The organism is Microbacterium pseudoresistens (assembly GCF_013409745.1).
GTDB lineage: Bacteria > Actinomycetota > Actinomycetes > Actinomycetales > Microbacteriaceae > Microbacterium > Microbacterium pseudoresistens.
This window is the reverse complement of the sequence record NZ_JACCBH010000001.1, coordinates 2509206-2534480: the sequence shown is the minus strand read 5'-3', so window position 1 is coordinate 2534480 and position 25275 is coordinate 2509206. Positions and strand designations below refer to the sequence as shown.

General features: G+C 69.7%; 24 protein-coding genes and 1 tRNA gene. 8 read left to right on the top strand and 17 right to left on the bottom strand.

The window, feature by feature from the left end; genetic code table 11:
• Positions 1–11 precede the first annotated feature (11 nt).
• The 6 genes from tatA to BKA02_RS12435 are packed head-to-tail and all read right to left on the bottom strand — an operon-like array spanning position 12 to position 5020.
• Entirely contained in the window at positions 12–266 is a 255-nt protein-coding gene (tatA, locus tag BKA02_RS12460; RefSeq protein WP_179434481.1) for a twin-arginine translocase TatA/TatE family subunit, read from the bottom strand.
• A 32-nt stretch (positions 267–298) separates the two neighbouring features.
• Entirely contained in the window at positions 299–1285 is a 987-nt protein-coding gene (locus tag BKA02_RS12455; RefSeq protein WP_179434479.1) for a helix-turn-helix transcriptional regulator, read from the bottom strand.
• Positions 1282–2271: a helix-turn-helix transcriptional regulator gene (locus BKA02_RS12450; RefSeq protein WP_343045409.1), complete on the bottom strand. Its 990-nt coding sequence runs from the start codon at positions 2269–2271 to the stop codon at positions 1282–1284. Before BKA02_RS12450 ends, BKA02_RS12455 begins: the two co-directional genes overlap by 4 nt.
• Complete coding sequence (locus BKA02_RS14585) at positions 2271–3251, bottom strand: FKBP-type peptidyl-prolyl cis-trans isomerase (protein ID WP_179434477.1); 981 nt, start codon at positions 3249–3251, stop codon at positions 2271–2273. The genes BKA02_RS12450 and BKA02_RS14585 overlap by 1 nt, the downstream gene beginning before the upstream one ends.
• 24 nt (positions 3252–3275) lie before the next feature.
• Positions 3276–4316: a tRNA (adenine-N1)-methyltransferase gene (locus BKA02_RS12440; protein WP_179434474.1), complete on the bottom strand. Its 1041-nt coding sequence runs from the start codon at positions 4314–4316 to the stop codon at positions 3276–3278.
• Positions 4313–5020, bottom strand: coding sequence for an HAD family hydrolase (locus BKA02_RS12435; protein WP_343045408.1), 708 nt, complete (start codon positions 5018–5020; stop codon positions 4313–4315). The genes BKA02_RS12440 and BKA02_RS12435 overlap by 4 nt, the downstream gene beginning before the upstream one ends.
• A 96-nt stretch (positions 5021–5116) precedes the next feature.
• Between BKA02_RS12435 and BKA02_RS12430 the strand changes: the two genes are divergently transcribed.
• Positions 5117–5968 (top strand): PAC2 family protein, encoded by an 852-nt coding sequence (locus BKA02_RS12430; RefSeq protein WP_179434472.1) that lies wholly within the window; start codon positions 5117–5119, stop codon positions 5966–5968.
• A 12-nt stretch (positions 5969–5980) separates the two neighbouring features.
• Here BKA02_RS12430 and BKA02_RS12425 read toward each other — a convergent pair whose 3' ends face one another.
• A complete protein-coding gene (locus BKA02_RS12425) occupies positions 5981–6805 on the bottom strand; it encodes an undecaprenyl-diphosphate phosphatase (RefSeq protein ID WP_179434470.1) in 825 nt (274 codons plus the stop codon).
• Positions 6806–6844: 39 nt separating this feature from the next.
• Positions 6845–8146 carry a M20/M25/M40 family metallo-hydrolase gene (locus BKA02_RS12420; RefSeq protein ID WP_179434468.1) on the bottom strand — a complete coding sequence of 434 codons (1302 nt, stop codon included), beginning with the start codon at positions 8144–8146 and terminating at the stop codon, positions 6845–6847.
• Positions 8147–8255: 109 nt separating this feature from the next.
• Between BKA02_RS12420 and BKA02_RS12415 the strand changes: the two genes are divergently transcribed.
• A tRNA-Leu gene (locus tag BKA02_RS12415) sits at positions 8256–8340 on the top strand.
• A gap of 119 nt (positions 8341–8459) precedes the next feature.
• Here the strand turns inward: BKA02_RS12415 and BKA02_RS12410 are convergent.
• Positions 8460–9620: an IS481 family transposase gene (locus BKA02_RS12410; RefSeq protein ID WP_370467900.1), complete on the bottom strand. Its 1161-nt coding sequence runs from the start codon at positions 9618–9620 to the stop codon at positions 8460–8462.
• Positions 9621–10140: 520 nt separating this feature from the next.
• Here BKA02_RS12410 and BKA02_RS12405 point away from each other — a divergent pair.
• A complete protein-coding gene (locus tag BKA02_RS12405) occupies positions 10141–10830 on the top strand; it encodes a M23 family metallopeptidase (RefSeq protein ID WP_179434466.1) in 690 nt (229 codons plus the stop codon).
• A 59-nt stretch (positions 10831–10889) separates the two neighbouring features.
• Here BKA02_RS12405 and BKA02_RS12400 read toward each other — a convergent pair whose 3' ends face one another.
• On the bottom strand, positions 10890–11981 hold the full coding sequence (locus BKA02_RS12400; RefSeq protein WP_179434464.1) for a VIT1/CCC1 transporter family protein: 1092 nt from the start codon (positions 11979–11981) through the stop codon (positions 10890–10892).
• Between the two features lie 130 nt (positions 11982–12111).
• Positions 12112–13854 carry a DEAD/DEAH box helicase gene (locus BKA02_RS12395; protein WP_179435470.1) on the bottom strand — a complete coding sequence of 581 codons (1743 nt, stop codon included), beginning with the start codon at positions 13852–13854 and terminating at the stop codon, positions 12112–12114.
• 115 nt (positions 13855–13969) lie between these two features.
• On the opposite strand from BKA02_RS12395, the gene BKA02_RS12390 reads away from it, so the two are divergent.
• Positions 13970–14791, top strand: a complete 822-nt coding sequence (locus tag BKA02_RS12390; RefSeq protein WP_179434463.1) for an SGNH/GDSL hydrolase family protein — start codon at positions 13970–13972, stop codon at positions 14789–14791.
• Between the two features lie 15 nt (positions 14792–14806).
• On the opposite strand, the gene BKA02_RS12385 is transcribed toward BKA02_RS12390, so the two are convergent.
• Positions 14807–15640 carry a TrmH family RNA methyltransferase gene (locus BKA02_RS12385; protein WP_179434462.1) on the bottom strand — a complete coding sequence of 278 codons (834 nt, stop codon included), beginning with the start codon at positions 15638–15640 and terminating at the stop codon, positions 14807–14809.
• A 90-nt stretch (positions 15641–15730) separates the two neighbouring features.
• Here BKA02_RS12385 and BKA02_RS12380 point away from each other — a divergent pair, with 90 nt between their 5' ends.
• Positions 15731–16600, top strand: a complete 870-nt coding sequence (locus BKA02_RS12380; RefSeq protein ID WP_179434461.1) for a Sir2 family NAD-dependent protein deacetylase — start codon at positions 15731–15733, stop codon at positions 16598–16600.
• A complete protein-coding gene (locus BKA02_RS12375; RefSeq protein ID WP_179434460.1) occupies positions 16597–17181 on the top strand; it encodes a histidine phosphatase family protein in 585 nt (194 codons plus the stop codon). The genes BKA02_RS12380 and BKA02_RS12375 overlap by 4 nt, the downstream gene beginning before the upstream one ends.
• Positions 17182–17205: 24 nt before the next feature.
• On the opposite strand, the gene BKA02_RS12370 is transcribed toward BKA02_RS12375, so the two are convergent.
• Genes BKA02_RS12370 through BKA02_RS12350 form a run of 5 tightly spaced genes read right to left on the bottom strand, consistent with a single transcriptional unit; the run spans position 17206 to position 23215 of the window.
• Positions 17206–18036 (bottom strand): HpcH/HpaI aldolase/citrate lyase family protein, encoded by an 831-nt coding sequence (locus tag BKA02_RS12370; RefSeq protein WP_179434459.1) that lies wholly within the window; start codon positions 18034–18036, stop codon positions 17206–17208.
• Positions 18033–18515 (bottom strand): MaoC family dehydratase, encoded by a 483-nt coding sequence (locus tag BKA02_RS12365; RefSeq protein ID WP_179434458.1) that lies wholly within the window; start codon positions 18513–18515, stop codon positions 18033–18035. The genes BKA02_RS12370 and BKA02_RS12365 overlap by 4 nt, the downstream gene beginning before the upstream one ends.
• A 9-nt stretch (positions 18516–18524) precedes the next feature.
• Positions 18525–19700 (bottom strand): acyl-CoA dehydrogenase family protein, encoded by a 1176-nt coding sequence (locus tag BKA02_RS12360; protein WP_179434457.1) that lies wholly within the window; start codon positions 19698–19700, stop codon positions 18525–18527.
• Between the two features lies 1 nt (position 19701).
• Positions 19702–21651, bottom strand: coding sequence for an acetyl/propionyl/methylcrotonyl-CoA carboxylase subunit alpha (locus BKA02_RS12355; RefSeq protein ID WP_179434456.1), 1950 nt, complete (start codon positions 21649–21651; stop codon positions 19702–19704).
• Between the two features lie 4 nt (positions 21652–21655).
• A complete protein-coding gene (locus BKA02_RS12350; protein ID WP_179434454.1) occupies positions 21656–23215 on the bottom strand; it encodes a carboxyl transferase domain-containing protein in 1560 nt (519 codons plus the stop codon).
• 100 nt (positions 23216–23315) lie between these two features.
• Here BKA02_RS12350 and BKA02_RS12345 point away from each other — a divergent pair, with 100 nt between their 5' ends.
• A complete protein-coding gene (locus BKA02_RS12345) occupies positions 23316–23900 on the top strand; it encodes a TetR/AcrR family transcriptional regulator (protein ID WP_179434452.1) in 585 nt (194 codons plus the stop codon).
• A 72-nt stretch (positions 23901–23972) separates the two neighbouring features.
• A complete protein-coding gene (locus BKA02_RS12340; protein ID WP_343045407.1) occupies positions 23973–25265 on the top strand; it encodes an MFS transporter in 1293 nt (430 codons plus the stop codon).
• Positions 25266–25275: the final 10 nt, after the last annotated feature.

The window sequence follows — 25275 nt, the reverse complement described above, 5'->3', positions numbered from 1 at the left end:
TGCCACGGGCGTCAGCTGGGTCGGTCTGTATCGGGGGTGCTGCTCGAGCCGGGGGCGGTGGAGCCGTCGCTCTTGTCACCCTTGTCGGCTTCGCGCTGCTCCGTGCGCGCGGCGTCCTCTTCCTTCATGGCGCTCATCTCGCCCTTGAAGACACGAGCCGACTGGCCCATGCTCTTGGCCAGCGCCGGCAGCTTCGCCGCACCGAACAAGAGGAGGATGACGGCGAGCAGGATGATCAGATGCCATCCGTTCAGTCCAGCGAACATGGTCGTCTCCTCAGATCGAAGTTTCGCCCAGTCTAACCCGCGGCAGACGCGGATTGTTCGTTGTACAGAGCGAGTCCGGCCGCAGCCCACTCCCGGGTTGCGGTGCGGGCGTGCGCGGGAGCCGTCACCGACAACCGGCCGCCGAAGCGGGCGGCCAGGCGCTTGAGGCTCACGGGGTCGGCGACGCGCAGTCGCGCGGTGAGCACACCGTCCACGACATCGGCCGTACCGTGCTCGAGATACTCTCGGACCAGCGGCGCCAGCGCCTCGGGCAGCACGACGGTGGCCTCCCCCTCCGTGGACCCCACGGCGAACAGCTCAGGCACGGGTTCTTCGCCGTGCTCGATGGGTATCTCGGTCAGTCGCGGGTCGCTCACGCGGTCGAGGTGGAAGGTGCGCATGGCCCGTCGCAGATGGCACCAGCCCTGCAAGTACCACTGCCCGTTGGTGATGAGCACCTTCACGGGGTCGACCGTGCGGGTCGTGGGCTCGGCATCGGGCGCGCGATACGCGAACGAGATCGCGACCCCGTCGCGGATGCCCTGCGACACGAGCGTGCGCACCTCGTCGACGGCGCCCGGCGCGACGATGACATCGGCGGGAAGACCCGCGGCGCCGCGGGAGAGCTTGGCGATGAGTCCGGCCACCACGCCGGAGTCGGCGACGGTCGGAAGCGACGCCGCGAGTTGGAGGCCGGCCAGCAATGCCGCCGCTTCGCGCGCGGTCAGTCGTGGCGCGCGGCGCAGCCCGACGTCGTTGGTGATCTCGATGATGCCCTGATCGTCGAGCAGATCCCAGTTGATGTCGAACAGCTCCTGGGGCGCCTGCCAGTAGCCCTCGTCGCCCGGCAGTCCGATGACCGTCAGCTTCTGCACCATCGCGCGCATCTCGGTCTCGGTCACGTCGAAGTCGGCGGCGGCATCGGCCACCGACACCTCACCGCGTTCGAGCAGGTACGGCACGAGGGTCAGGAAGGCGCGCACGCGGTCGGAGGTGAGTCGCGGCTTGCGAGCGTTCATGCGGCGCCCCTGTCGTCGTGGGCGGCGAGAACCGCGCGCAGGCGCGATATCACCTCGTCGCGAAGCGCTGCGGGCTCGACCACGCGCACCTCCGGGCCGTACGAGGCGAGCTCGTCGGCAAGGATGTGCAGGTCGACGTAGTGCAGGCGAATGCCCTGGGTCGCGGGCTCTGCGCGCCGCCCGAGCCGCAGCGCGGCCTCGGTGCCCGGAGTCACCTCGAGCAGGGCGGTGTTGCGCGCCGCGACCTCTTCGAGACCGGCCAGGGCGCGCTCTCCTGCTCCCTCACGCAGCGCCGCCGGAAAGGACTCCGTCGTGACGGTGACATCGCCGATGATGCGCGTCAGCAGGAACATCCGCTCGCCCTGCGCATCCAGGTCCACCCCGAACACGTGCCACCGCGCCTCGTACTCGACCAGTGCAAGCGGGCTCACCCGACGACGGCGGGCGCGCTCCTCCCCCGGTTTGAGGTAGTCGAAGGTCACGACGAGGCTGCGCTCGATGGCATCCTGCAACGGGGCGAAGCCCGCCTCGCGCGCGGCGATGCGGGGCGCGAACCCGATGATCGGCTCGTCGACGTCGATGCCCAGCGCGCGGATCTTGCGGACCCCCGCCTGCGCCTCGTCGGACAGCGATCCTTCGCTCCAGACGCTCCCGGCCAGACGCAGCACCGCCAGCTCCGCCGCGGTGAACTCGATGTCGACCGGCAGATCGTACTCGGCCTTGGGGATGCGGTACCGCGCTTCCCGCAGGTCGTGGGGATCAGCCTGATCGCCGATGGTCTCGATCGGGATGCCCAGCGCGCGCAGATCGTCCTTGTCGCGCTCGAACATCTTCTCCAGCGCATCCGCCCGCGCCCCGGCCGACTGCTTCTGCCGGTAGCCCGACACGCTCTCCAGGATCTGCTGCTTGGTCAGACCGATCTCGGTGGCCATGAGCGCCACCACCAGATTGGTGAGGCGCTCCTCCGGTGGGATGCGTTCGGCCACTACTGCCCCGTCGACGACGCCGTGCCCGCGGGGTCGACGCCCAGGATGTCGACGACGAACACGAGCGTCGAGTTCGCCGGGATCGATCCCTGTGCCTGGTCGCCGTAGCCGAGCTCGGGCGGGATCACGAGCAGCACCTGGGAGCCGACGGTCTGCCCGGTCAGCCCTTTCGCGAATCCTTCGATGACCTGCGTGAGGTCGAACTTCGCGGGGTTGCTGCCCCACGTGGTGTCGAAGACCGTGCGCTCGTCCCAGGTGACGCCGGTGTAGTGCACCCGGATCGGCTCCTCGCCGGTGACCTTCTCGCCGTCGCCCTTGATGAGCGTCTGCACGACGAGGTCGGTCGGAGCCTTGGCATCGGGCACGATGATGCCCGGCTGCCCATCGGGAGCGCGCACGACGGTGGGCAGGCCCAGCGCGTCGTTGTACTGTTCGGTGCCCTCGGCGTGCGGCAGGTACACCTTGAGCACGTCGATGACCGCCACGACCGAGTCGTCCTTCGCCACACCCAGGCCCGTCATGCCCTGCTCACCGAGATCGGTGCCCGGGAAGGCGGCGACCAACCGGGAGCCCTCGCTCGCGCAGTGCAGCGCGGATGCGACGGCCGGCACCTGGCTGTTCCACGAGTCGATGTTCGACAGACGGCTGAGGTCGCCGTCGAACTCAGTGGCCACGACCTTGTCACCGCTCGTACCGTTGTAGAGCACGACGTCGACGGCGGCGATCTGATCTCCGGTGGTCAGCCGCTGCCCGTGACCGACGATGCGCTCCTCGACCGTCTCGGTCGACTGGTGGATGGGCGTGCGCAGGGTCACGTCCGGCTCGCTGCCGAGATCGCCGGTGACCGTCGCGAGCTTCGTGAGGTCGCCCGTGAAGGCGCCCGCGCAGTCCTCGCCGTCGAATGACGGCCCTCCCGCGCATCCGGTCAGTACGACGGCGGCAAGGGCAAGGGAGGTCACGGCAGCGGTGGATCTACGCACGCGCTCCAGTCTACGTGCACCGGTTCAGGCGGACGGATCGTCCCCACCGCTCGCGCCTGCCTCAGGCTCCGCCGTGCGCACCTCGGCGGCGATGCGCGCGCCCTGGGCCGCACGCTGGGCCTCCCGCACCCGCTTGCGCAGGTTCTTGTCGGTGATCTCGCGGTCGCCGACGGCCCCGGGCGTCCACAGCTCGACGTCTTCGTCGCCGTACGACGTCTTCTTGGCGGCGCGGCGCTTCACGTCGGGCGGAACGGCGCCGGGCGCCAGTCGCCGCGCGGTGATCAGGAATCCGGTGTGGGCGACCATGCGGTGATCCGGTCGCACTGCGAGCCCCTCCACGTGCCATCCGCGCACCATCGTCTCTGATGACTCGGGTTCGGTGTACAGCCCCGTCGCGCGGATGTACTCGGCCGTGCGCGAGAGCTGCGTCGCGGTGGCGACGTAGCAGAGCACGACGCCGCCGGGCGTTAGCGCGTCGGCGACCGCATCGATGCACTCCCACGGGGCGAGCATGTCGAGCACGACGCGATCCACCGACCCGGCGTCCAGAGTGTTCGGCAGCGCCTCGACGAGGTCGCCGACGACGACGCTCCACGTCTCCGGCGTCTCGCCGAGGAAGGTCTCCACGTTCGCCGTGGCCACCTCGGCGAAGTCGTCGCGCCGCTCGAACGAGTGGAGGCGCCCCTCGGGGCCGATGGCGCGCAGCAGCGACAGCGACAACGCGCCCGAGCCGACTCCGGCTTCGACGACCACGGCACCGGGGAAGATGTCGGCCTGGGCGATGATCTGCGCGGAGTCCTTCGGATACACGATCGCCGCACCGCGCGGCATCGACATCACGAAGTCGCGCAGCAGCGGGCGCAGCGCGAGGTATTCGTGCCCCGAGCTGTTCTCCACCACCGATCCGTCCGGCAGTCCCACGAGATCGCGATGACGCAGCACGCCATGGTGCGTGTGCAGCTCGCCGTCGGCACGCAGCGTGATGGTGTGCATCCGCCCCTTGGGGCCTGTGAGCTGGATGCGGTCTCCCTCGCGGAAAGGGCCGCTCGGCCGTGGCGCGCTCATCGGTCGCTCCCGTCGGTGCCGGTCGTGCGGTGGCGATCGAAAGCCGCGACGACGTCGTCGACGCCACGCCCCTTCAGCGTCGCCCACAGCTCGTGCGCGCCGCATCCGTCCAGCGGCACGATGTGCGGGATGCCGACGGCGACGGTCCCGGCCGAGAGCGCCGAGCGCAGGCCGGTGGGCGAGTCCTCCAGCGCGAGCGCGCGGCTCGGCTCGATCTCCAGCTGCGACGCCGCATGCAGGTAGGCGTCGGGGAACGGCTTGGGGCGCGCGACGTCGTCGCCGGCGACGATGAGCTCGAAGGCGGGGAAATCGATCAGCGCGACGATGTCTTCGGCCATCCGCCGCAGCGACATCGTGACGAGTGCTGTGGGGATGCCGGCGCCCCGGAGTGCCAACAGCAGTTCGCGCGCGCCGGGGCGGAAGGGCACGCCGTCGCGGGCGAGGAGCCCGCGGACGCGATCCGTGAGCACGTCGACGATCTCGGCGGGCTCGAGATCGACGCCCGCGTCGCGCAGGATGCGGCCGCTGTCGATCAGCCCGTTGCCCACGAGCTGCATCGCCTGCTCGTGCGTCCATTCACCGCCGTGCTCGCGCACCAGGGCCGTCTCGGCCGTCATCCAGTACGACTCGGTGTCGACGAGCGTGCCGTCCATGTCCCACAGGACGGCGGACGGTCGCTGCGGGCGCGCGGGGTTCGAACTCACCGCACCATCGTATCCGCGGCCGCCCCCGCGCCCGGTGTTCGGCGACTAGCCTGGAACGATCCCGACGGGGCATCCGGCCCCGCGGAGAGGAGTGATGTGGAGCCGCTCGGACCGCGTATCGTCGTGACCGCCTTCGACGGATGGAACGACGCCGGTGAAGCCGCGAGCTCGGCGATCGAGATGATCCGGGCCGACGGTGACTACGAGCTCGTGCACTCCATCGATCCCGAGCTGTACTTCGACTACCAGTACACGCGCCCCTCGGTGGGCATGGACGGCGACGGGCAGCGCCGGCTGCGCTGGCCCGAGGCGAAGCTGTGGCGGCCCACTGGCAAGCGGGAGGGCACGCGCTTCTGGCTGCTCACCGGCGCCGAGCCCGCCCGCGCGTGGCAGGCGTTCGCCGCCGAGTTCATCGACCTGGCGCTGCGCGACGATGTCACCGGCTTCATCACCCTCGGCGCCATGCTCTCGGATGTGCCGCACACGCGCCCGATATCGATCTTCGCGTCGAGCGAGAACGAACAGGTGCGCTCCTCGCTCGCGCTCGACCGCTCCGGATACGAGGGACCCGTCGGCATCCTCAGCGTGCTCGAACATGCCGCGGAGGGCGCAGGCATCCCGAGCGCGACGCTGTGGGCGAGCGTGCCGCACTACGTCGCGACCGCCACCCCGTCGCCCAAGGCGACCCTCGCCCTTCTCGACCGCCTCCACGAACTCACCGGGGTCGACATCCCCCGGGGTCAGCTGCGCACGGAGGCCGCCACGTGGGAGGCGTCGATCGATGCCGCCGCGGCCGAGGACGAGGACATGGCCGAGTACATCCGCCAGCTCGAGCAGACCCGCGACACCTGGGACTCCCCCGAGGCGTCCGGCGATGCGATCGCGCAGGCGTTCGAGCGTTATCTGCGCCGGGGCGGCGACGGCCCGGGCGAGCACCGCAAACGCTGACGGCCCGGCGGCTCAGGCGGCGATGACCCCCGTCGCCAGCAGCACGATAAGCAGGCCGCCCAGCAGCACCCGGTAGACCACGAAGGGCAGGAAGCTTCGCGTGGAGATCCAGGTCATGAAGAACGCGATCACGCCCAGCGCGACGACGAAGGCGATCCCCGTCGCCGCGAGCGTCTCCCCCGCCGAGAACACGGTGGGCTCGCCCATGCTCTTGACAAGCTGGAACAGCCCCGAACCGAACACCGCGGGGATGGCGAGCAGGAAGGCGTAACGGGCAGCGGCCGCGCGCTCATAACCCATGAAGAGCCCCGCCGTGATCGTGCCGCCCGAGCGCGAGACGCCCGGGATGAGGGCGAGTGCCTGTGCGAAGCCGTAGATCACGCCGTGCCCGACCGTGATGTCTTCCAGTCGCCGTTTCTTGGCCCCGTAGATGTCGGCGATGCCGAGCAGGATGCCGAAGACGATGAGCATGATCGCGACGATCCACATCGAGCGGAGCACCGTCTCGATCGCGTCCTGGAAGAACAGGCCCAGCACGACGATGGGGATCGTGCCGATGATGATCAGCCAGCCCATGCGCACATCCGGGTCGGTGCGGCGCGTCTTGCCCGACAGCGACCGGAACCACTGACGGATGATCCGCACGATGTCCCGCCAGAAGAACACGACGACCGCAGCCTCGGTGCCCAGTTGCGTGATCGCGGTGAACGCCGCGCCCGGATCCTGCGCCGAGGGCAGGAAGATGCCGACGATCCGCAGGTGCGCGCTGGACGAGATGGGCAGGAACTCGGTGAGTCCCTGGACGATGCCGAGGAAGAGGGCTTCGAGCAGATGCATGCGTGCGCTTTCGATGACGGCGGGACGGGCCCGGAAGGGTCAGTACGTCCGGAGAAGGTCGGTCAGCACCCGCTGCCCGAAGACCAGCGAGTCTACGGGAACACGCTCATCGACACCGTGGAACATCCCGGTGAAGTCGAGGTCGTCGGGCAGCCGCAGCGGGGCGAAGCCGTAACCCGTGATGCCGAGCGTGGACAGCGCCTTGTTGTCGGTGCCGGCCCCGAGCAGGTACGGGATGACGGGAACGCCCGGGTCGTGCCGTGCGAGAGAGCCGACCATCGCCTCGACGAGGTCGCCCGTGAACGGCGTCTCCATGCCGATGTCGCGCACCACCATCTCGATCTCGATGTCGTCACCGACGATCTGCTGGATCTGCGCGAGCACGTCGTCCTCGGCGCCCGGGAGCACCCGCACATCGATGAGCGCCTCCGCCCGGGCCGGGATCACGTTGTGCTTATAGCCGGCTGACAGCAGCGTGGGGTTCGTCGTGGTGCGGAACGTGGAGCGCAGGAACGCCTCGGCGGGGCCCGCCGCCGAGGCCAGCGCATCCGGATCGTCGGCGTCGATCCCGCTGAGATCGGCAAGTCCGCTCAGCAGTGCGCGCGTGGTGTCGGTGAGGCGCACCGGCCACTGCGTGCGCCCCAGCGCGGCAACGGCCTCGGCGAGCCGGGTGACGGCATTCTCGGGATGCAGACGGCTGCCGTGCCCGGCGCGCCCGTGCGCCACGAGACGGATCCACAGCAGCGCCTTCTCACCCACCTGCAGCAGGTACGCGCGCTTCCCCGCGATCGGGATCGAGTATCCGCCGACCTCGCTGATCGCCTCGGTCGCCCCGTCGAACCACTCGGGATGCTCGCGCACGACGAGGGCAGAGCCCTCGACGCCCCCATTCTCCTCGTCGGCGAAGAACGCGAGCACGAGATCACGCTCGGGCTGCTCCCCCGCCCGCAGCAGGTCGGCCACAGAGGTGAGGATCATCGCGTCCATGTTCTTCATGTCCACGGCGCCGCGGCCCCACAGCATGCCGTCTTTAATTACCCCGGCGAAGGGATCGACGCTCCACTCCTCGGCCATGGCCGGCACGACGTCGAGATGCCCGTGCACGACGAGCGCCGGCTTGGACGCATCGCGACCCGGTACGCGTGCCATGACGTTCGTGCGGCGTTCGATGGGCTCGTAGTAGACGCAGTCCAGTCCGAGGCCCGCGAGATAGGCGCCCACGTATTCGGCGGCCTCGCGCTCGCCGCGCGCGTCTCCGCCGCCGAAATTGGAGGTGTCGATGCGGATGAGATCCGCTGCGATTCGTGCGACCTCGGGCAGTTCATCGTCGGAGGCGGCCATGGGCCCAGCGTACCCAACGGAAGACGCACCCGATCTCTGCGGCGGTTCGATCGACGTCCGGGAACGTGCTAGTCTCGTTCCTCGGTCGGCAACGACTTCTTCATCACCTGCGCGGGTGGCGGAATAGGTAGACGCGCTAGCTTGAGGTGCTAGTGCCCGAATAGGGCGTGGGGGTTCAAGTCCCCCCTCGCGCACACTTGTCCTGAGTCGCGACATAGTTTACGAACTGGTCGCGGCTCAGGGCTTTTTTGTTGTGTGGGGTGTTGACGTGTGACGCGGGGTTGGTGAGTCGGGTCATCGTTGACGGTGGGGGTCACGGGTTCTTGGCCTGGTAGTTCTTGTCGGGGTCGATGGTGAACTCGGCGATGATTTCTCCGGTGTTCATGCTGCTGACGGTGACGTCGCGGTTGTGGGTGAGTAGGAGCACCGGGGTGCCTGAGTGAGCGCGGCCGATGCCGAGGTGGCGGATCTGGCCGGCGTAGCGGAGGGTGACTTTCCCGTGCTGGTCGACGGTGTCGGTGCGGGAGCGCCATTCGGTCGTGTCGGTGGTCGTGGTCGGGGTGGCTTTCGGGAGCGCGGTGTAGGCCTGCTCGGGGGTGCGGCCTGCGAGCGCTCTGTGGGGGCGGGCGGTGTTGTACCAGGTCTGGAACTGTGCGAGCCGGGCGGCGAGGTCTTCGATCGTGTCGGGCAGTGGGCGTGCGGTGAGCCAGCGTTTGAGTGTCCGGTGGAAGCGTTCGATCTTCCCCTGGGTTTGCGGGTGACCGGGGCGGCCGTTTTTCTGAGTGATGCGGTGCGCGGTGAGGAGTTTCTCGAATCCGCCACGGGCGCCTTTGAAGCGGGCCAGGCGGGTGGTGAACACGAGGCCGTTGTCGGTGAGAGTCGAATACGGCGGCCCGTAGCGGGCGATCAGCTCGGTCATCGCGGTGACGACCATCGGGCCTGTGAACGCCGCCGCGGGCCGGATGTCGAGCAGGTAGCGGGCGTGGTCGTCGAGGAAGTCGAGGATCTCGACGCGGGTGCCGTTGGCGAGGAACCAGTGTGTGATGTCGGCTTGCCAGCATTCGTTGGGCAGATCGGCTTGGAATCGGATGTAAGAGCTGCGGGGGCGTTTGTGGGGTGCGGGGACGATGAGGCCGGCGTCGTGCAGGATCCTGCGGATCGTGGACGTGGATGGTGATCGGTGGCCTTCCTGCTCGAGGTACCAGGCGATCGTGACCGGCCCGGCGTCGGCTCCGGAGTGGGTCAGGTCGCTGCGTAGTTGGACGATCCGGTCGCGGATTGCGGGCGGGGTGGTGCCGGGCCGGTTCTTCGGGGCCCGAGAGCGTGGCGCGAGTCCGTCCGGGCCTTCGGCTTCGTAACGGTGCACGAGGGTGTGTACCCATTGGCGGGTCACCCCGAAGCGCGCAGCGGCTTCAGCATGGGTCAGGCCTTGATCGGTGACGGCGCGGACGATGACGAGATTCTTTGGTTTCACCCGTCAACGATGACCCGACTCACCGGTCAACGATCATCACCGGCAGAGCGTCGACGATGACCCGACTCAGGTGTCAACGATCACGAGCACGATCCGCGCGATCATCTGTCAACGATGTCCTGAAACCAGACACCCCCTCGCGCACACGGAGAAAATGGCCTCCGACCTGAGAATTGACTCTCAAGGTCGGGGGCCATTTGACCTTGATGGGCCGCAATTGTTAGGGTTACGGAACGGTAACGAACGAGTGTCTACTCCCGCGGAGAAGACGTGCTCTCCCGGAAGGATCACCATCATTTCAGCGCTACCCGAGCGCGCGCAGGCATCGACCACGTCGAACGATCACGGTTCTTCGGAGCGCCCGCAGCTCCGCCGCGATCTCCGACGTCGGAACGCCACGACCTCGCAGGATGCCCCCCGCATCCCCGCCCCCTCCGTTCCGCTCACGCAGTCGCTTCCCGCCGCTTCTCCGGCACCCTCGGCCTTCGCCAAGCCCCGGCCGCGCATTCCCCGGGCACGCATGGTGAAGGCCGTCGGCGCCTCGCTCGCCGTCGGCGCCCTCATCACCGGGGTGACACTGCCCATCGCGACCTCCGCGTCGCAGGCGACCGTTGTCGGAGCCTCCGAGGTCGTCGGCGCACAGTCGTACGACACCGGCGATGATATCCGGGCCCAGATCGGACCTCGCGTCGACTTCTCCGCGACATCCGAGGACGAGCTCAAAGAGCAGCGTGCACGGGCGATCTCCGTCGCCCTGGCCTCGGGCCTTCCGCTTTCCGCCGCGGTCAACATTCCTGTCGCGCACGAGGTGGTCATGCCCCTGAGCGCCGGCTCGTACTCCCTCACCGATGGATTCGGTGCGGATCGCCCCGGTCGCTCGCACCTGGGACAGGACTTCGCGGCACCGGTCGGCACGCCGATCTATGCCGCCATGGACGGATGCGTCTCGATTTCGTCCGAGAGCTACAGCGGGTATGGCGTCAGCATCCAGCTCGAGAGCATCGTCGACGGCGAAGCCATCAGCACGCTCTATGCGCACATGAACTACGGCACCCGTGCCGTGCAGCCAGGCGACTGCGTCACCGCCGGCCAGTACCTGGGCGATGTCGGCTCCACCGGTTACGTCTTCGGGTCGTGCCTGCACTTCGAGGTTCACCTCAACGATCAGCCGATCGAGCCCATGGGCTGGATGCGCAAGCACGTGGCCTGACGAGCCCACCCGCTGATCGGGAAACGCGAACCGCACTCGCACCGGATCGGCGCGGCGGCTCAGACAACGCCGACGCCGAAGAGCAGCCCCAGGGCGTAGGTGATCGCGGCGGCGCCGAAGCCGATCGCGAGCTGGCGCAGCGCTCGGCACAGCGGCGGTCCTCCGGAGAGGATGCCGACCATCGCGCCGGTGCCGAGCAGTGCCAGACCCACCATGGCCAGCGCGGTCACCACGGCCGCGAGACCCTGCAGTCCGAAGATCCACGGCAGCACCGGGATGATCGCTCCCGAAGAGAACAGCAGGAAGCTCGACAGCGCCGCACCCCAGTCGCTGCCGATGAGGTCGTGGTCGGCGTGGCGCCCCGCGGCCACAGGCCCCGTCGAGGGCTTGCGCGCACCGATCTTGGCGGCCTCGACGACGCGGCGCGCCTTCACCAGCGCCTCATCGGCCTCCACGCCGCGGGCACGGTAGACCAGCGCGAGCTCGTTCTCGTCGATGTCGAGGTCGCCCGCCGCCGCGGCGACGTCGTCATTGGACTCGGTCGCCGCCAGCAGCTCGCGCTGCGACCGCACCGAGACGAACTCCCCCGCGCCCATCGACAGCGCACCGGCGAGCAGACCCGCGATCCCGCTGAAGAGCACGAAGCTCGCGCTGACCCCGGTGGCGCCGATCCCCATCACGAGAGCGAGGTTGCTGACCAGCCCGTCGTTGGCGCCGAATACCGCGGCCCGGAACGAACCCGAGAGCTTGCGGCGCCCCCGGGCGGCGAGCCCGCGCACCACCTCGTGGTGGATCTTCTCGTCGGCGCGCATGGCCGCAGTGGCGAACGCCTCGGTGTCATAGGGTGAGCGCGCCTCAGCGCTCTGCGCCAAGGCGAACACGAACACCGTGCCGAAGCGCTTGGCCATCCCGACCAGCATCCGAGAGCGCAATCCCGCGCGGGGCAGACGGGCCGGCTCTCCCCCGAGCAGCCCCAGCCAGTGCTGCTCATGACGATGCTCGGCCTCGGCGAGCTCGAGCAGGATCTCGCGCTCCTCTCCCTGCTTGCGGTCGGCGAGGCGTCGATAGACGCGTCCCTCGGCGCGCTCCTCGACGAGGTAGCGGGCCCAGCGGCGGCGATCGGCGGCAGTGGGCTCGAGCGTGGTCGACATGGATCCTCCGGGTCGTCGGCAACCCCTCCACGCTACTGAGACGGCGCTCCGGCAAGGCTCTCCTGGCCCGGATTGACAGCATTTCGGGTCCCCGCATCACGTGGCGGCCTCACGGGCTGCGCACTCCGTGTCAGGAGCGGACGCGGCGGCGGAGCAGATCGATCCGCGACTGCAGCTGGGTGACCGTGGCCTGGGCGACGGCGGGCCCGCCGCACAGGCGCCGCAGCTCGGCGTGGATCGCGCCGTGCGGCTCGCCCGTCTGTCGCGCGTACACGCCGACCAGGCTATTGAGCAGCTGCCGCTGCTCCTTCATGGTGCGATGCAGGGGCGCGGGAAGCGTCGTGGTGGTCTCGGGCCCCGCCGAGGCCTCCCGCGCCTCGCGCAGTCGCGTCTGCCGCGACTGGCGCTGCATGAGCAGCTCGTGCACGTGCTCCGGCTCGAGCAGGCCGGGGATGCCGATGAACTCCTCCTCTTCGGGCGTACCGGGCTCGGCGAGCTGGCCGAACTCCTTGCCCTCGAAGACGACTCGGTCGAAGTGCGCGAGCGACGAGATCGCCTGATAGCTGAACTCCTGCGTCAGCGCGTCAGACGCCTCCTCTTCGCGATTGGCCGCGTCCAGCAGCGAATCGTCGAGTCCCTCGTCGTCCTTCGTCCTGCGACCGAGAGCATGATCGCGCTGCTTCTCCAGCTCACCGGCGAGGGCCATGAGCACGGGCACGTTGGGCAGGAACACGCTCGCCGCTTCGCCACGGCGCCTGGCTCGCACGAAACGACCGATCGCCTGTGCGAAGAACAGCGGAGTCGACGACGACGTCGCGTACACGCCCACGGCGAGGCGGGGCACATCGACGCCCTCCGACACCATGCGCACCGCGACCATCCAGCGGCTCGTGCCCGCGTTGAACTGCTCGATTCGGCCGGAGGCGGCCGCCTCGTCCGAGAGCACCACCGTCGGCCGCTCCCCCGTCAGCTCGCGCAAAATCGTCGCGTACGCGCGGGCGACGGTCTGGTCGGTGGCGATCACCAGCCCTCCGGCGTCGGGCACGTGATGGCGGATCTCGGTGAGCCGCCTGTCGGCCGCCGACAGCACGGCGGGCATCCACTCGCCTTCCGGATCCAGCGCCGTGCGCCAGGCCTGTGCTGTGACGTCCTTGGTGTTGTCCTGCCCGAGATGAGCCTCCAGTTCGTCGCCCGCGCTGGTGCGCCAGCGCATCTTTCCGGCGTACATGTGGAACAGCACCGGGCGCACGACGCCGTCGGCGAGGGCGCGACCGTAGCCGTAGTCGTAATCGGTGCGCGATACGCGCGACCCTTCGGCGTCGGGCACGTACTCGACGAACGGGATCGGCGCCGTGTCGCTGCGAAACGGCGTGCCCGACAGCAGCAATCGTCTGCGGGCGGGCCCGTAGGCGTCGCGGATCCCATCCCCCCAGCTGAGCGCGTCACCTCCGTGATGCACTTCGTCGAGGATCACCAAGGTGCGCGCGTCTTCGGTGAGGTGCCGGTGCACGGAGGGGCGTGCCGCGACCTGCGCATAGGTGACGACCACGCCGTGGTACTGGCGCGACGGCGCCCAGTGCGAGTTGCGGAACCGCGGGTCGAGGCGGATGTGCACGCGCGCGGCCGCATCGGCCCACTGCGTCTTGAGGTGCTCGGTGGGCGCGACGACGATGACGCGGTCGACCTCGTTCATCCGCATCAACTCGACGGCGAGCGTGAGAGCGAACGTCGTCTTGCCGGCGCCGGGGGTGGCGGCGACGAGGTAGTCGCGCTTGTCGGCGCGGAAGTAGTCGTCCAGCGCTTCGCGCTGCCAGGCGCGGAGCTTGTCGGCCGTCCCCCAGGGGGCGCGCTGCGGGAAGGACGGGGAGAGCATCGGCATCCACGATAGACGAGTCCTTCGACATCGGCGGACGCGCCCACCGGTGACGCGAGTAGGCTCGGAGCGGCGGACCGGAGACCCCGGTCCGCGAGCGTCAGGAGGCGTCGAGATGACCGATCCGGAAGCGTCGCGGACGCCGTACGTGCCCAACGAGAACGTGCACCCCTGGCGGCGCTTCGTCGCCGTCGGCGATTCGTTCACAGAGGGCATCGGCGATCCCGAGCCGTCGGCTCCCGGCGGCAACCGCGGGTGGGCCGATCGTGTCGCCGAGGTCCTTGCTGCGCAGGTCGACGACTTCGCGTATGCGAACCTCGCCGTGCGCGGGAAGCTCATCGCGCAGATCGCCGATGAGCAGATCGAGCCGGCCATCGCCCTGCAGCCCGATCTCCTCTCGATCTGCGCCGGAGGCAACGACGTCATCCGACCGGGTACGGATCCCGACGACATCGCGGCGCAGCTGGACGACGCTGTGACCCGGCTCTCGCGCACCGGTGCCGCCGTCGTGCTGTTCACCGGGATCGACACGGGGTTCACCCCGGTGTTCCGCCCGTTTCGCGGCAAGGTCGCGATCTACAACGAGAATGTCCGCGCCATCGCCGAACGGCACGACTGCATCGTCGCCGATCAGTGGGGTCTGAAGATCATCCAGGATGCGCGCTTCTTCGCCGACGACCGGCTGCACCTGAACGCACTCGGCCACCACGAAGTCGCCCGGATGGTGCTGCGCGCGCTCAACGTGCCCAATGATCTGCAGGAGATGCAGCCTGACGACCCCGCCCCCACCAGCTGGCGCGAGGCCCGGGCGGGCGACCTCGTCTGGGCGCGCACGCACCTCGTGCCGTGGGTGCTGCGGAGGCTGCGGCATCAGTCCTCGGGAGATCACGTCGAGGCCAAGCGGCCCGACCCGTCGCCGGTCAACGTTCCCGACTGACCGCCGCCCGTGCGGTCATCGCGTCGCGTAGAACGTCACCGCGGCGGAGGCCGCGATGTTGAGCGAGTCGACGCCGTTCCTCATCGGAATCATCACCCGCCGATCGACCCGTTGCTCGGTCTGTGCGCGCATCCCCTCGCCCTCGTTGCCGAACACGAGCGCCAGACGTCGATGGTCCTCGGCCACGAGGTCGTCGAGCGTGATCGCGCCGGGGACCAGCGTCAGTCCGGCGGTGACGAAGCCCGCGGTGCCCAAGAGCCCCAGCGCCTCGGGCCAGGCGTCGATGCGGGTCCAGGGCAACTGGAAGACCGTGCCCATCGACACCCGCACCGCCCGCCGGTACAGCGGGTCCGCGCAGCGCGGCGTGACGAGCACGGCGTCCACCCCGAGGGCGGCGGCGTTGCGGAACACGCCGCCGACATTCGTGTGGTCCATGACGTCTTCGAGCACGGCGATCCGGATGCGTCGGGGCATCGAATCCGCGGAAACCCGTGCGTCGATCGCGTCGAGGAGATCCGGTACGCGCACATCGCTCGGGCGCTGCATCGCGGCCAGCGCGCCACGGTGCACGGCGTATCCGGTCACGCCCTCGGCGACAGCATCGGGGACGAGATAGATGGGCACCGGAACGTCGCCCACGAGCTGGGCGACGCCGTCGAGCCAGCGGCGCTGCGTCATGATCGACCGCGGCCGATGACCGGCGGCCAGTGCCCGGGCGATGACCTTCTCCGATTCGGCGATGTACAGGCCCTCGGCAGGTTCGCGCCGACGCCGCAGCTGGGTGTCGGTGAGGTCGCGGTAGTCGGACAGGCGCGGGTCGTCGGCATCGTCGATGTGTTCCAGGAGCACGGGATCAGTCTTCCAGCATCCGTCGCGCGGCGGCGGTCATCGACGTCGCTGTCAGCCCGCGACCGTAGAATCGAGGGCAGGGGGAATCGAGTGAGCACACCATCAGCGCAGGCGCCCGCCGCGCCCCACGATGGCGATGTCCTCCCCGCCGCCGACGTGTCGCGCGCGGCCGACGTGCTCCGCGGTCGACGGATCGCGGTGCTCACCGGCGCGGGCATCTCGACCGACTCCGGCATCCCCGCGTATCGCGGTGTCGGCGCGCCCGCGACCCGCACGCCCATGACGGTGCAGACATTCCTCGCCTCCGACGAGGCGCGGCGGCGCTACTGGGCGGGCGGACACCTGGGCTGGCGCACCTTCACGGCCGCCCAGCCGAACGAAGGGCACCGTGCCCTCTTCGAGATGGAGCGCACGGGCGTCTCCGGCGGCGTGATCACCCAGAACGTCGACGGACTGCACCTCCGCGCCGGATCCTCCCGCGTGGTGGAGCTGCACGGCACCATGCGCACCGTGCTGTGCCTGCGCTGCGGGCAGGTGTTCTCCCGGGGCGCCGTTGCCGCGCAGATCGATGAGCACAACCCGTGGCTCACCAGGCCCGAGAACATCGTGCTCAATCCCGACGGCGACGTCTCCCCCGAGACGACGGCGGGCTTCGTGCTGCCCGTGTGCACGGTGTGCGACGGCATGCTGAAGCCGGACGTCGTCTTTTTCGGCGAGTTCGTCCCCGCCGGACGGTTCCGCCTCGCCGAATCGCTCCTCGCCTCATGCGACGCTCTGCTCGTCGCCGGGTCGTCTCTCGTCGTGAACTCCGGCATCCGCATCATCGAACGCGCCCGTCGACGCGGCCTGCCCCTCGTCGTCGTCAACCTCGAACCCACCCGCGCAGATGCGTGGGCCACCGCCACCGTCGCCGGTCGCACCGGCGACGTCCTTCCCGCACTTCAGGAGTTCCTCTCGTGACCCACATCACCCTCGTCCGCCACGGCCAGACCGACTGGAACCTCGCACGCCGGATCCAGGGCGCCACCGACATCCCTCTCAACGAGACCGGCCGCGCCGATGCGCTCGCCGCTGCGCGGGCCCTCGAGAGCCGGCGTCATCACCATGTGTACGCAAGTCCGCTCGTGCGGGCGACGGAGACCGGCAGCATCATCGCCGCGCACCTCCGGCTCGCCGCCCCGTCCCTCACCCGGGGCCTGCGCGAGCGCGAGTTCGGCGAGGCCGAGGGCATGCTCGTCGACGACTACCTCACGCAGTACGGCGGATGGCAGTCCGAAGTCCCCGGTGCCGAGACGCTCGATCAGGTGCGAGACCGGGCCCTGAACTCTCTCGATCGCATCGCGCACGCCTCCCGGCGCCGATCCAGCCCCGCGGCGGAATCGATCGTCGTCGTGACTCATGGCGGTGTGATCCGCGCGCTGCTCATGCACGCGTCCAGCGGTGCGCTGCCGCGCGAGGGCGATGTTCTGCACAACGGATCGGTGCACCGGTTCGTCGCCGAGCGCGGCGACCTGCGGCTGCTCGAGACCGTCCCGGCCTGACGCGTGCGGTCGACTCAGGTGGCGTCAGGCCTCCGCTCGGGCGAGCACGGAGCGCGCATGGCGGAGCACCGGCTCGTCGATCATGCGCCCCTCGAATCGGAACACCCCGCGTTCGCCAGATGCTGCATCCAGCAGCGCCCGCGCCTCGCGCACGGCATCGGCATCCGGTAGATAGGCGGCACGGATCGTCTCGACCTGCCCTGGATGGATGCAGGCGGTCGCGGCGAATCCGCTCGCGACCGCGTCTGCCGCCTCTTCGGCCAATCCATCGAGATCGGCGATGTCGAGGTGCACGGAGTCGATGGCTGCCTTGCCGTGCGCGCCTGCGGCGAGCAGCACGCGTGCCCTGGCCTGTCGCGCGACATCGCGGTAGCTGCCGTCCAGGCGGCGGCTGGATGTTCCCCCTAGTGAGGCGACGAGGTCTTCCGCGCCCCAGAACAGCGCCCGGACCCGGGGGTGGGCGGCGATCCGCTCGGCGGCGACGATGCCGCGGGCCGTCTCGCAGAGGGCGATTCCCGCCACGCCGTCGGGCAGCATGTCGAACGGGTCAGGGTCCTCCGCTTTCGCGAGCATGGCCGTGCGAAACGGCGTGGCGCGAACGGCGGCGAGGTCGGCGGTGAAGTGCTCGGTATCGGCGGCGTTCACCCGTACGATCACCCGCGTCGGATCCAGGGTCGCGGCGGAATCGACCAGGGCCCGGCGAGCGGCGTCCTTGTCGGCGGGGGCGACAGCGTCCTCGAGATCGAGGATCACGGCGTCGGCCCGCGCGAGCGCCTTCTCGTACCGCTCCGGCCGGTCCGCGGGGCAGAACAGCAGCGCCGGGCCCATCGTGAACTGCACGCCGGTCTCACTCATGATCCGTCATCCTCCGTAAGCCGATGCACGAGTACCGTGCGGGTGGCGCGCGCCACGACGACGTCGTCCTGGTTGCGCCCGGTGTGCGCGATCGAGCAGATGCCCTGCCCGGGGCGGGAGGAAGAGAGGCGCTTGTCGGTGATCACGCTCTCGGTGTACAGGGTGTCGCCCGCGAAGAGCGGATGCGGGAAGGCGATGTCGCCGAGCCCCAGCTGCGCCACGAGCGTGCCCTGCGTGAGCTGCGCGACCGACGCGCCGACCATGGTCGACAGCGTCCACATCGAGTTCATCAGGCGCTGCCCGAACGGCTCCTGCGTCGCGGCGAAAGCGGCATCCAGATGCAGTGCCTGGGTGTTCATGGTCAGCGTCGTGAACAGCACGTTGTCGGCCTCGGTGGCCGTGCGCCCGGGGCGATGCAGATAGCGGGCACCGATCTCGAACTCTTCGTAATACAGCCCGCGCTGGACGATGTCGGTCATGGGGTCACGCTATCCGACCACGCCGAGGGCTCGGGCGATCACGAGCAGCTGCACCTCTGTCGTGCCCTCGCCGATCTCGAGGATCTTCGAGTCGCGGTAATGGCGTGCGACCGGGTACTCGTTCATGAAGCCGTTACCCCCGAAGATCTGCGTCGCATCGCGGGCGTTGTCCATCGCCGCCTCACCCGAGACGAGCTTGGCGATCGCCGCCGCCTCCGCGAAGGACTGTCCGGCGTCGCGCAGACGCGCCGCATGATGCCAGGCCAGGCGCGCCGTGTGCACCCGCGCGCTCATCCGCGCCAGGGTGAACTGCGCGTTCTGGCGGGTGCTGAGGGCGGTGCCGAACACCGTGCGGCTCTTGGCGTAGTCGACCGCCGCTTCGAGGCATCCTTCCGCGGCGCCCGTGGCGAGGGCCGCGATCGCGATGCGCCCCTCGTCGAGGATGCTGAGGAAGTTCTTGAAGCCGCTCCCCCTCTCGCCTACGAGGTTCGAGCGGGGAACCCGCACGCCGTCGAAGGTGAGAGGATGCGTGTCGGAGGCATGCCAGCCGACCTTGTCGTAGGCGGGCTGCACGGTGAAGCCGGGCGTGCCGTGCGGGACGATGATCGTCGAGATCTCCTTGCGCATGTGACCGTCGCGCTCGGACTGCCCGGTCACGGCGGTGACGGTGACGAACCGGCTGATCTCGGTGCCGGAGTTGGTGATGAACTGCTTGGCGCCGTCGATCACCCACTCGTCGCCCTCGAGCCGCGCGGTGGTGCGCGTGGCACCGGCGTCGCTGCCGGCCTCCGGCTCGGTCAGCCCGAACCCGGCGAGGGCGCGCCCGGCCAGCAGGTCGGGCAGCAGCTCCTGCTTCTGCTCCTCGGTGCCGAAGCGGAAGATGGGCATAGCGCCCAGGCTCACGCCGGCCTCCAGCGTGATCGCCATCGACTGATCGACGCGGCCGAGGGCCTCGATCGCGAGGCAGAGGGCGAAGTAGTCGCCGCCCTGGCCGCCGTACTCCTCGGGGAACGGCAGCCCGAACAGTCCGAGCTCACCCATCTGCGCCATGACGTCGAGGGGGAAGGTGTGGGTGCGGTCGGCCTCGTAGGCCTGTGGTGCGACGACGGTGTCGGCGAACTCCCGCACCATCCCCGCGAGCTCGCGCTCGTCGTCGGTCAGATCGACGCTGTGCGAATCCGTCATGTCACGTCTCCTTCTGAGATTCGTCGTCGATGCGCGCGACGATCTGGTCGCGCCGCACCTGGTCGCCCACGACCACCCGCAGTCGCACGACACCGTCGTGCGTGGCCAGCACGGGGTGCTCCATCTTCATCGCCTCCACCGAGAGGATCCGGTCGCCCGCGTGCACCTCGTCGCCGTCGGCGACGTGCACCGCGATGACCGCGCCGGGCATGGGTGCCCGCAGCGCGGGATCGAGGTGTCCGGCGGCGCGCTCACGGCCCGCGCGAAGCCGTTCCGCCGCCGCCCGCCGGGTGAGCGGCTGGAGTACCGAGGTCCTCCCCTCGGCATGCACCCACACGCGTCCGTCGGGACCCGCGCATGCGTGGGTGCTCCGATCGGGCTCGGCCACGCGGACGTGCTCGACGCCGTCGGCCACCGAGAACAGCACCTCTGCCGGTTCCGGATCGAGGCCCAGGCGCCACCCTTCAAGCGCCCGCCACACGGGCGACGCACCGTGATCGGCGGCGCGAGAATCACCTTGGGCGGCGTGCGCGGCGGCGGCTGCGGCCCCGAGTGCGGCGTCCGACGGATCGGGTTCGACGAAACTCCCCCGCCGGTCGATGAGTCCGGTGTCCAGGCGTCCTGCCACGACATCCGGATCGGCGAGCAGGTCGCGCAGATAGGCGATGTTCGACTCCACACCGAACAGCGTCGTCTCGGCCAGCGCGGCATCCAATCGCTCGAGTGCGGCGTCGCGGTCGTCGGCGAAGGCGATGATCTTGGCGATCATCGGGTCGTAGTCCGCCCCGACGACGCTGCCGGTCTCGATGGCCGAGTCCACGCGCACGGCCGCCGAGGGCGCCCAGAGCAGCACGTCGCCTGTCGCGGGGAGGAAGCCCTGCGCCGGCGTCTCGGCGTACACGCGCGCCTCGATCGCGTGCCCGTGCATCCGCACCTCGCCGAGCTCGAGGGGCAGACCGGCGGCGATCCGCACCTGCTGTTCGACGAGGTCGACGCCCGTGACCAGCTCCGTGACCGGATGCTCCACCTGCAGACGTGTGTTCATCTCGATGAAGAAGAACTCGTCGGGCCGCTCGGCGGAGACCAGGAACTCGATCGTGCCGGCGCCCTGGTAGTCCACGGATTCCGCGGCCGCGACCGCGGCGGCCCCCAGCCGATCGCGGAGCACGGCGTCGACGATCGGCGACGGCGCCTCCTCGATCACCTTCTGGTGCCGGCGTTGAAGGGTGCACTCGCGCTCGCCCAGATGCACGACGGTGCCGTGCGCATCACCGAGCACCTGCACCTCGATGTGCCGTGGACGCTCGATGAGGCGCTCCAGAAGCAGGGTGTCGTCGCCGAAGCTCGCGGCCGCCACGCGGCGGGCTGTCGCCAGCGCATCCACCAGTTCTGCGGCATCGCGCACCACCTGCATGCCCTTGCCGCCGCCGCCCGCCGACGGCTTGACGAGCAGGGGGAATCCCGCCTCGGCGGCTTTCACCGCGATCTCGTCGTCGTCCAGCCCTGCCGCGGAGAAGCCGGGCACGACGGGAACGCCATGGGCCGCCACGTGCTCGCGCGCCCTGATCTTGTCGGCCATGACCTCGAGCGCACGCTCTCCCGGACCGATGAACACGAGGCCCGCCTCGGCGCAGGCCCGGCCCAGTGCAGGGTTCTCCGAGAGGAAGCCGTAGCCGGGATGAATCGCCTCGGCGCCGCGAGAGCGCGCGGCCCTGATCACCGCGTCGATGTCGAGGTACGACTGCGTGGCTGCCGCCGGGCCGATCCGGACGGCCTCGTCGGCCTCACGCACGTGCGGCGCATCCGCATCGGCGTCGGAGTAGACGGCGACGCTGCGGATGCCCAGTGCGCGCAGCGTGCGGATCACACGGCGGGCGATCTCACCGCGGTTGGCGATGAGCACCGTGCGGAACAGGGCCGTCCCTGGCGTGGGCGTAGCGGTGTCGGTCATGCGATCACATCCGGAAGAGGCCGAAGCGCGAATCGGGCAGGGGCACGCGGGAGACGACGTCGAGGGCGAGGCCGAGCAGGTCGCGGGTCTGGTCGGGATCGACGATGCCGTCGTCCCACAGGCGTGCGGTCGCGTAATAGGGCTCTCCACGCTCGTCGTACTGGGCACGGATCGGCTCTTCGAAGGCGCGGCGCTCTTCGGCATCCCAGCCCTCACCGCGGGCGGCGAGCTGGTCGTCCTTCACCGTGGCGAGCACCGAAGCCGCCTGTGCGCCGCCCATCACCGAGATCCGGCTGGCCGGCCAGCTCCACAGGAACCGCGGTGAGTACGCGCGGCCGCACATCGAGTAGTTGCCTGCGCCGAAGGATCCGCCGATGATGACGGTGAGCTTGGGCACGCGCGTGGTGGCCACAGCGGTGACCATCTTCGCGCCGTCCTTGGCGATGCCGCCCGCCTCGGCATCGCGTCCGACCATGAAGCCCGTGATGTTCTGCAGGAACAGCAGCGGGATGCCGCGCTGATCGCACAGCTCGATGAAGTGCGCGCCCTTCTGCGCCGACTCCGAGAACAGCACCCCGTTGTTCGCGACGATCCCGATCGGGTGCCCGTGCAGGCGCGCGAAGCCGGTGACGAGCGTGTCGCCGTACTCGGGTTTGAAGGGCGCGAAGGTGTCGGCATCGACGAGCCGATCGAGTACCGCGTGCACGTCGTAGGGTGCGTTGACGTCGACGGGCACGACGTCGTACAGGCTCGACGTCTCCGCCGGCGCGACCGTGTCGATCACCCGCCAGGCGGGTTCGGCGGGAGGTGGCAGTGTCGCCACGATGTCGCGGACGATCTCCAGCGCGTGCTCGTCGTCTTCGGCGAGATGATCGACGACACCCGAGGTCTTCGCGTGCAACTCTCCCCCGCCCAGCTCCTCCGCCGTGACGACCTCGCCGATCGCCGCCTTCACCAGCGGAGGACCGCCGAGGAAGATGGTGCCCTGGCCGCGCACGATCACCGTCTCGTCGCTCATCGCCGGCACGTAGGCGCCGCCCGCCGTGCAGGAGCCCAGCACGGCGGCGATCTGCGGGATGCGGGCGGCCGACATCCGCGCCTGGTTGAAGAAGATGCGCCCGAAATGGTCGCGGTCGGGGAAGACCTCGTCCTGCATCGGAAGGTACGCACCGCCGGAATCGACGAGGTACAGGCACGGCAGCCGGTTCTCCCAGGCGATCTCCTGCGCGCGCAGGTGCTTCTTGACCGTCATCGGGAAGTAGGTGCCGCCCTTGACCGTGGCGTCGTTGCAGACGACCATCACGGCGCGGCCGTGCACGAGCCCGATCCCGGCGATGACCCCTGCCGCGGGCGCCTCTCCCCCGTACATCCCCTCCGCCGCGAGCGGGGCGATCTCGAGGAACGGGCTGCCCTCGTCGAGCACGCGGCGCACTCGATCCCTCGGCAGCAGCTTTCCCCGGGAGAGGTGACGTTCGCGCGCGGCGTCCGTGCCGCCCTTGGCCACGTCGGCGAGCCTCGTGCGCAGAGCCTCTGCCAGCTCGCGCTGGGTGGACGCTTCGGCCATGGGCCATCCTCCTCGACGCACGCCGACGCACTGACACGAGGCGCCGTAACCGGTTAGTCTTCATTAACTGATGCAATCAGGTTAGCGAGGATTAACTGAGATGGCAAACACCGCCCGCGAACAGGCCAAGCTCGACCGCCACGACGCACTGCTGCGCGCGGCCTCCCGACTCTTCGCCGCCAAAGGGTTCGCCGCGGCGAGCATCGAAGAGATCGGCGCGGCCGCCGGCGTGAGCGGGCCCGCCGTCTACCGCCATTTCGACGGCAAGCAGGGCATCCTCGGCGCACTGCTCATCGGCGTGAGCGAAGACCTCGTCGCCGGGGGCCTGGAGGTGAGCGAGTCGCCGCCGGACGCCGACGCGAAGATGGATGCGCTCATCCGCTTCCACGTGTCTTTCGCCGTGCGAGACCCCGACGTCATCCGCGTGCAGGATCGCGATGTCGCGCACCTGCGCGATGAGGATCGAGCCCGCGTGCGCGCACTTCAGCGCACCTACATCGACCTGTGGATCCGCACCCTCGGCGACATCGTCGACGCCGATGCGTCGTCATTGCGCCTGCGCGTACAGGCCTGCTTCGGCCTGCTCAACTCCACCCCGCACAGCACGCGCGCCTCGGAACGCTCGTCGGCGGGCACCATCCGGACACTGGAGTCGATGTCGCGGGCCGCGCTCCTCGCGCCCTGACATCGCCCCGCCCTCGTGCGTACGGCTCGGTCGCGGCCGTAGACTGGCCGCTGAGCCCTGAGGAGATCGTCCGTGACCGCAGCCTCCGCCTGGCGGATCTGGACCATCTGGTCGGTCGGCGTCGCCGCGTACGTCGTCTCGGTCGCCAATCGCACCTCGCTCGCCGCCGTCGGCGTCGACGCCGCGCATGTCTTCCACGCCGACGCCTCCACGCTCTCGCTCTTCGCGGTGTTGCAGCTCGCCGTCTACGGCCTCGTGCAGATCCCCGTCGGCATCCTGCTCGACCGTTTCGGCTCGCGCCCGATCATGGTCGCGGGCATGCTGCTGATGACCGCCGGACAGCTCATCATGGCCTTCGCTCCCAGCGTCGGCGTGGCGATCATCGCACGCATGGTGCTGGGCGCGGGCGATGCGGCGATCTTCCCCGGCGTGCTCCGCGTCGTCGCGACGTGGTTCCCCGCGCAACGCGCACCGCTCATGGCGCAGCTGACCGGGATCGTCGGTCAGACCGGCCAGCTGCTCTCCCTCATGCCGATGGCGGCGTTGCTGCACGCGACGTCCTGGAGCGTGGCGTTCTCGAGTCTCGCGGGCCTGGGCGCCCTGTTCGCCGTGCTCGTCTTCGGCGTGATCCGCAACCATCCGCCCGAGACCGGGCGCGATGTCTCGGTCGACACCGATACCGGCGCGATCCGGGTGGTCGTCTCTCGCGCCGATCTGCGCGTCTCACTGCGCGAGGCTCTCGCGCATCCCGGAACACGACTCGGCTTCTGGTCGCACTTCACGACGCCGTTCGCAGGAACGGCGTTCGTCATGCTCTGGGGCATCCCGTTCCTCACCGTCGGCCAAGGGCTGACCACGGCTCAGGCCTCGCTCATCACGACGATCTTCGTCATCTGCGGCATGATCTTCGGCCCCGTGATCGGGGTGCTGTCGTCCCGGCACCCCTTGCGTCGCTCGTTCCTCCTCGTGCTGCCGACCATCGCCGTGCAGGCTGCCGCCTGGATGATCGTGCTGCTGTGGCCTGGCCCGGCGCCGTTCTGGATGCTCGTGATCCTCGCCGTCGCACTCGCCACAGGCGGCCCCGCCTCGATGGTGGCCTTCGACCACGCCCGGGTGCACAACCCGCAGCACCGCCTGAGCACGGCGACGGGGATCGTCAACGGGGGCGGCTTCTTCGCGGCGCTGCTCGCAATCCTCCTCATCGGCCTCGCGCTCGACGTGCAGGGCGCCGGCTCCCCCGAGCACTACAGCCTGGATGCGTTCCGCGGGGCGTTCGCCACGCAGATCCCGCTGTGGGTGCTGGGCACCGCGTTCATCCTGCGCGAGCGCGGACTCACCCGCCGCCGCATGGGCCTGCGTCGCTGAGCCATCCTGG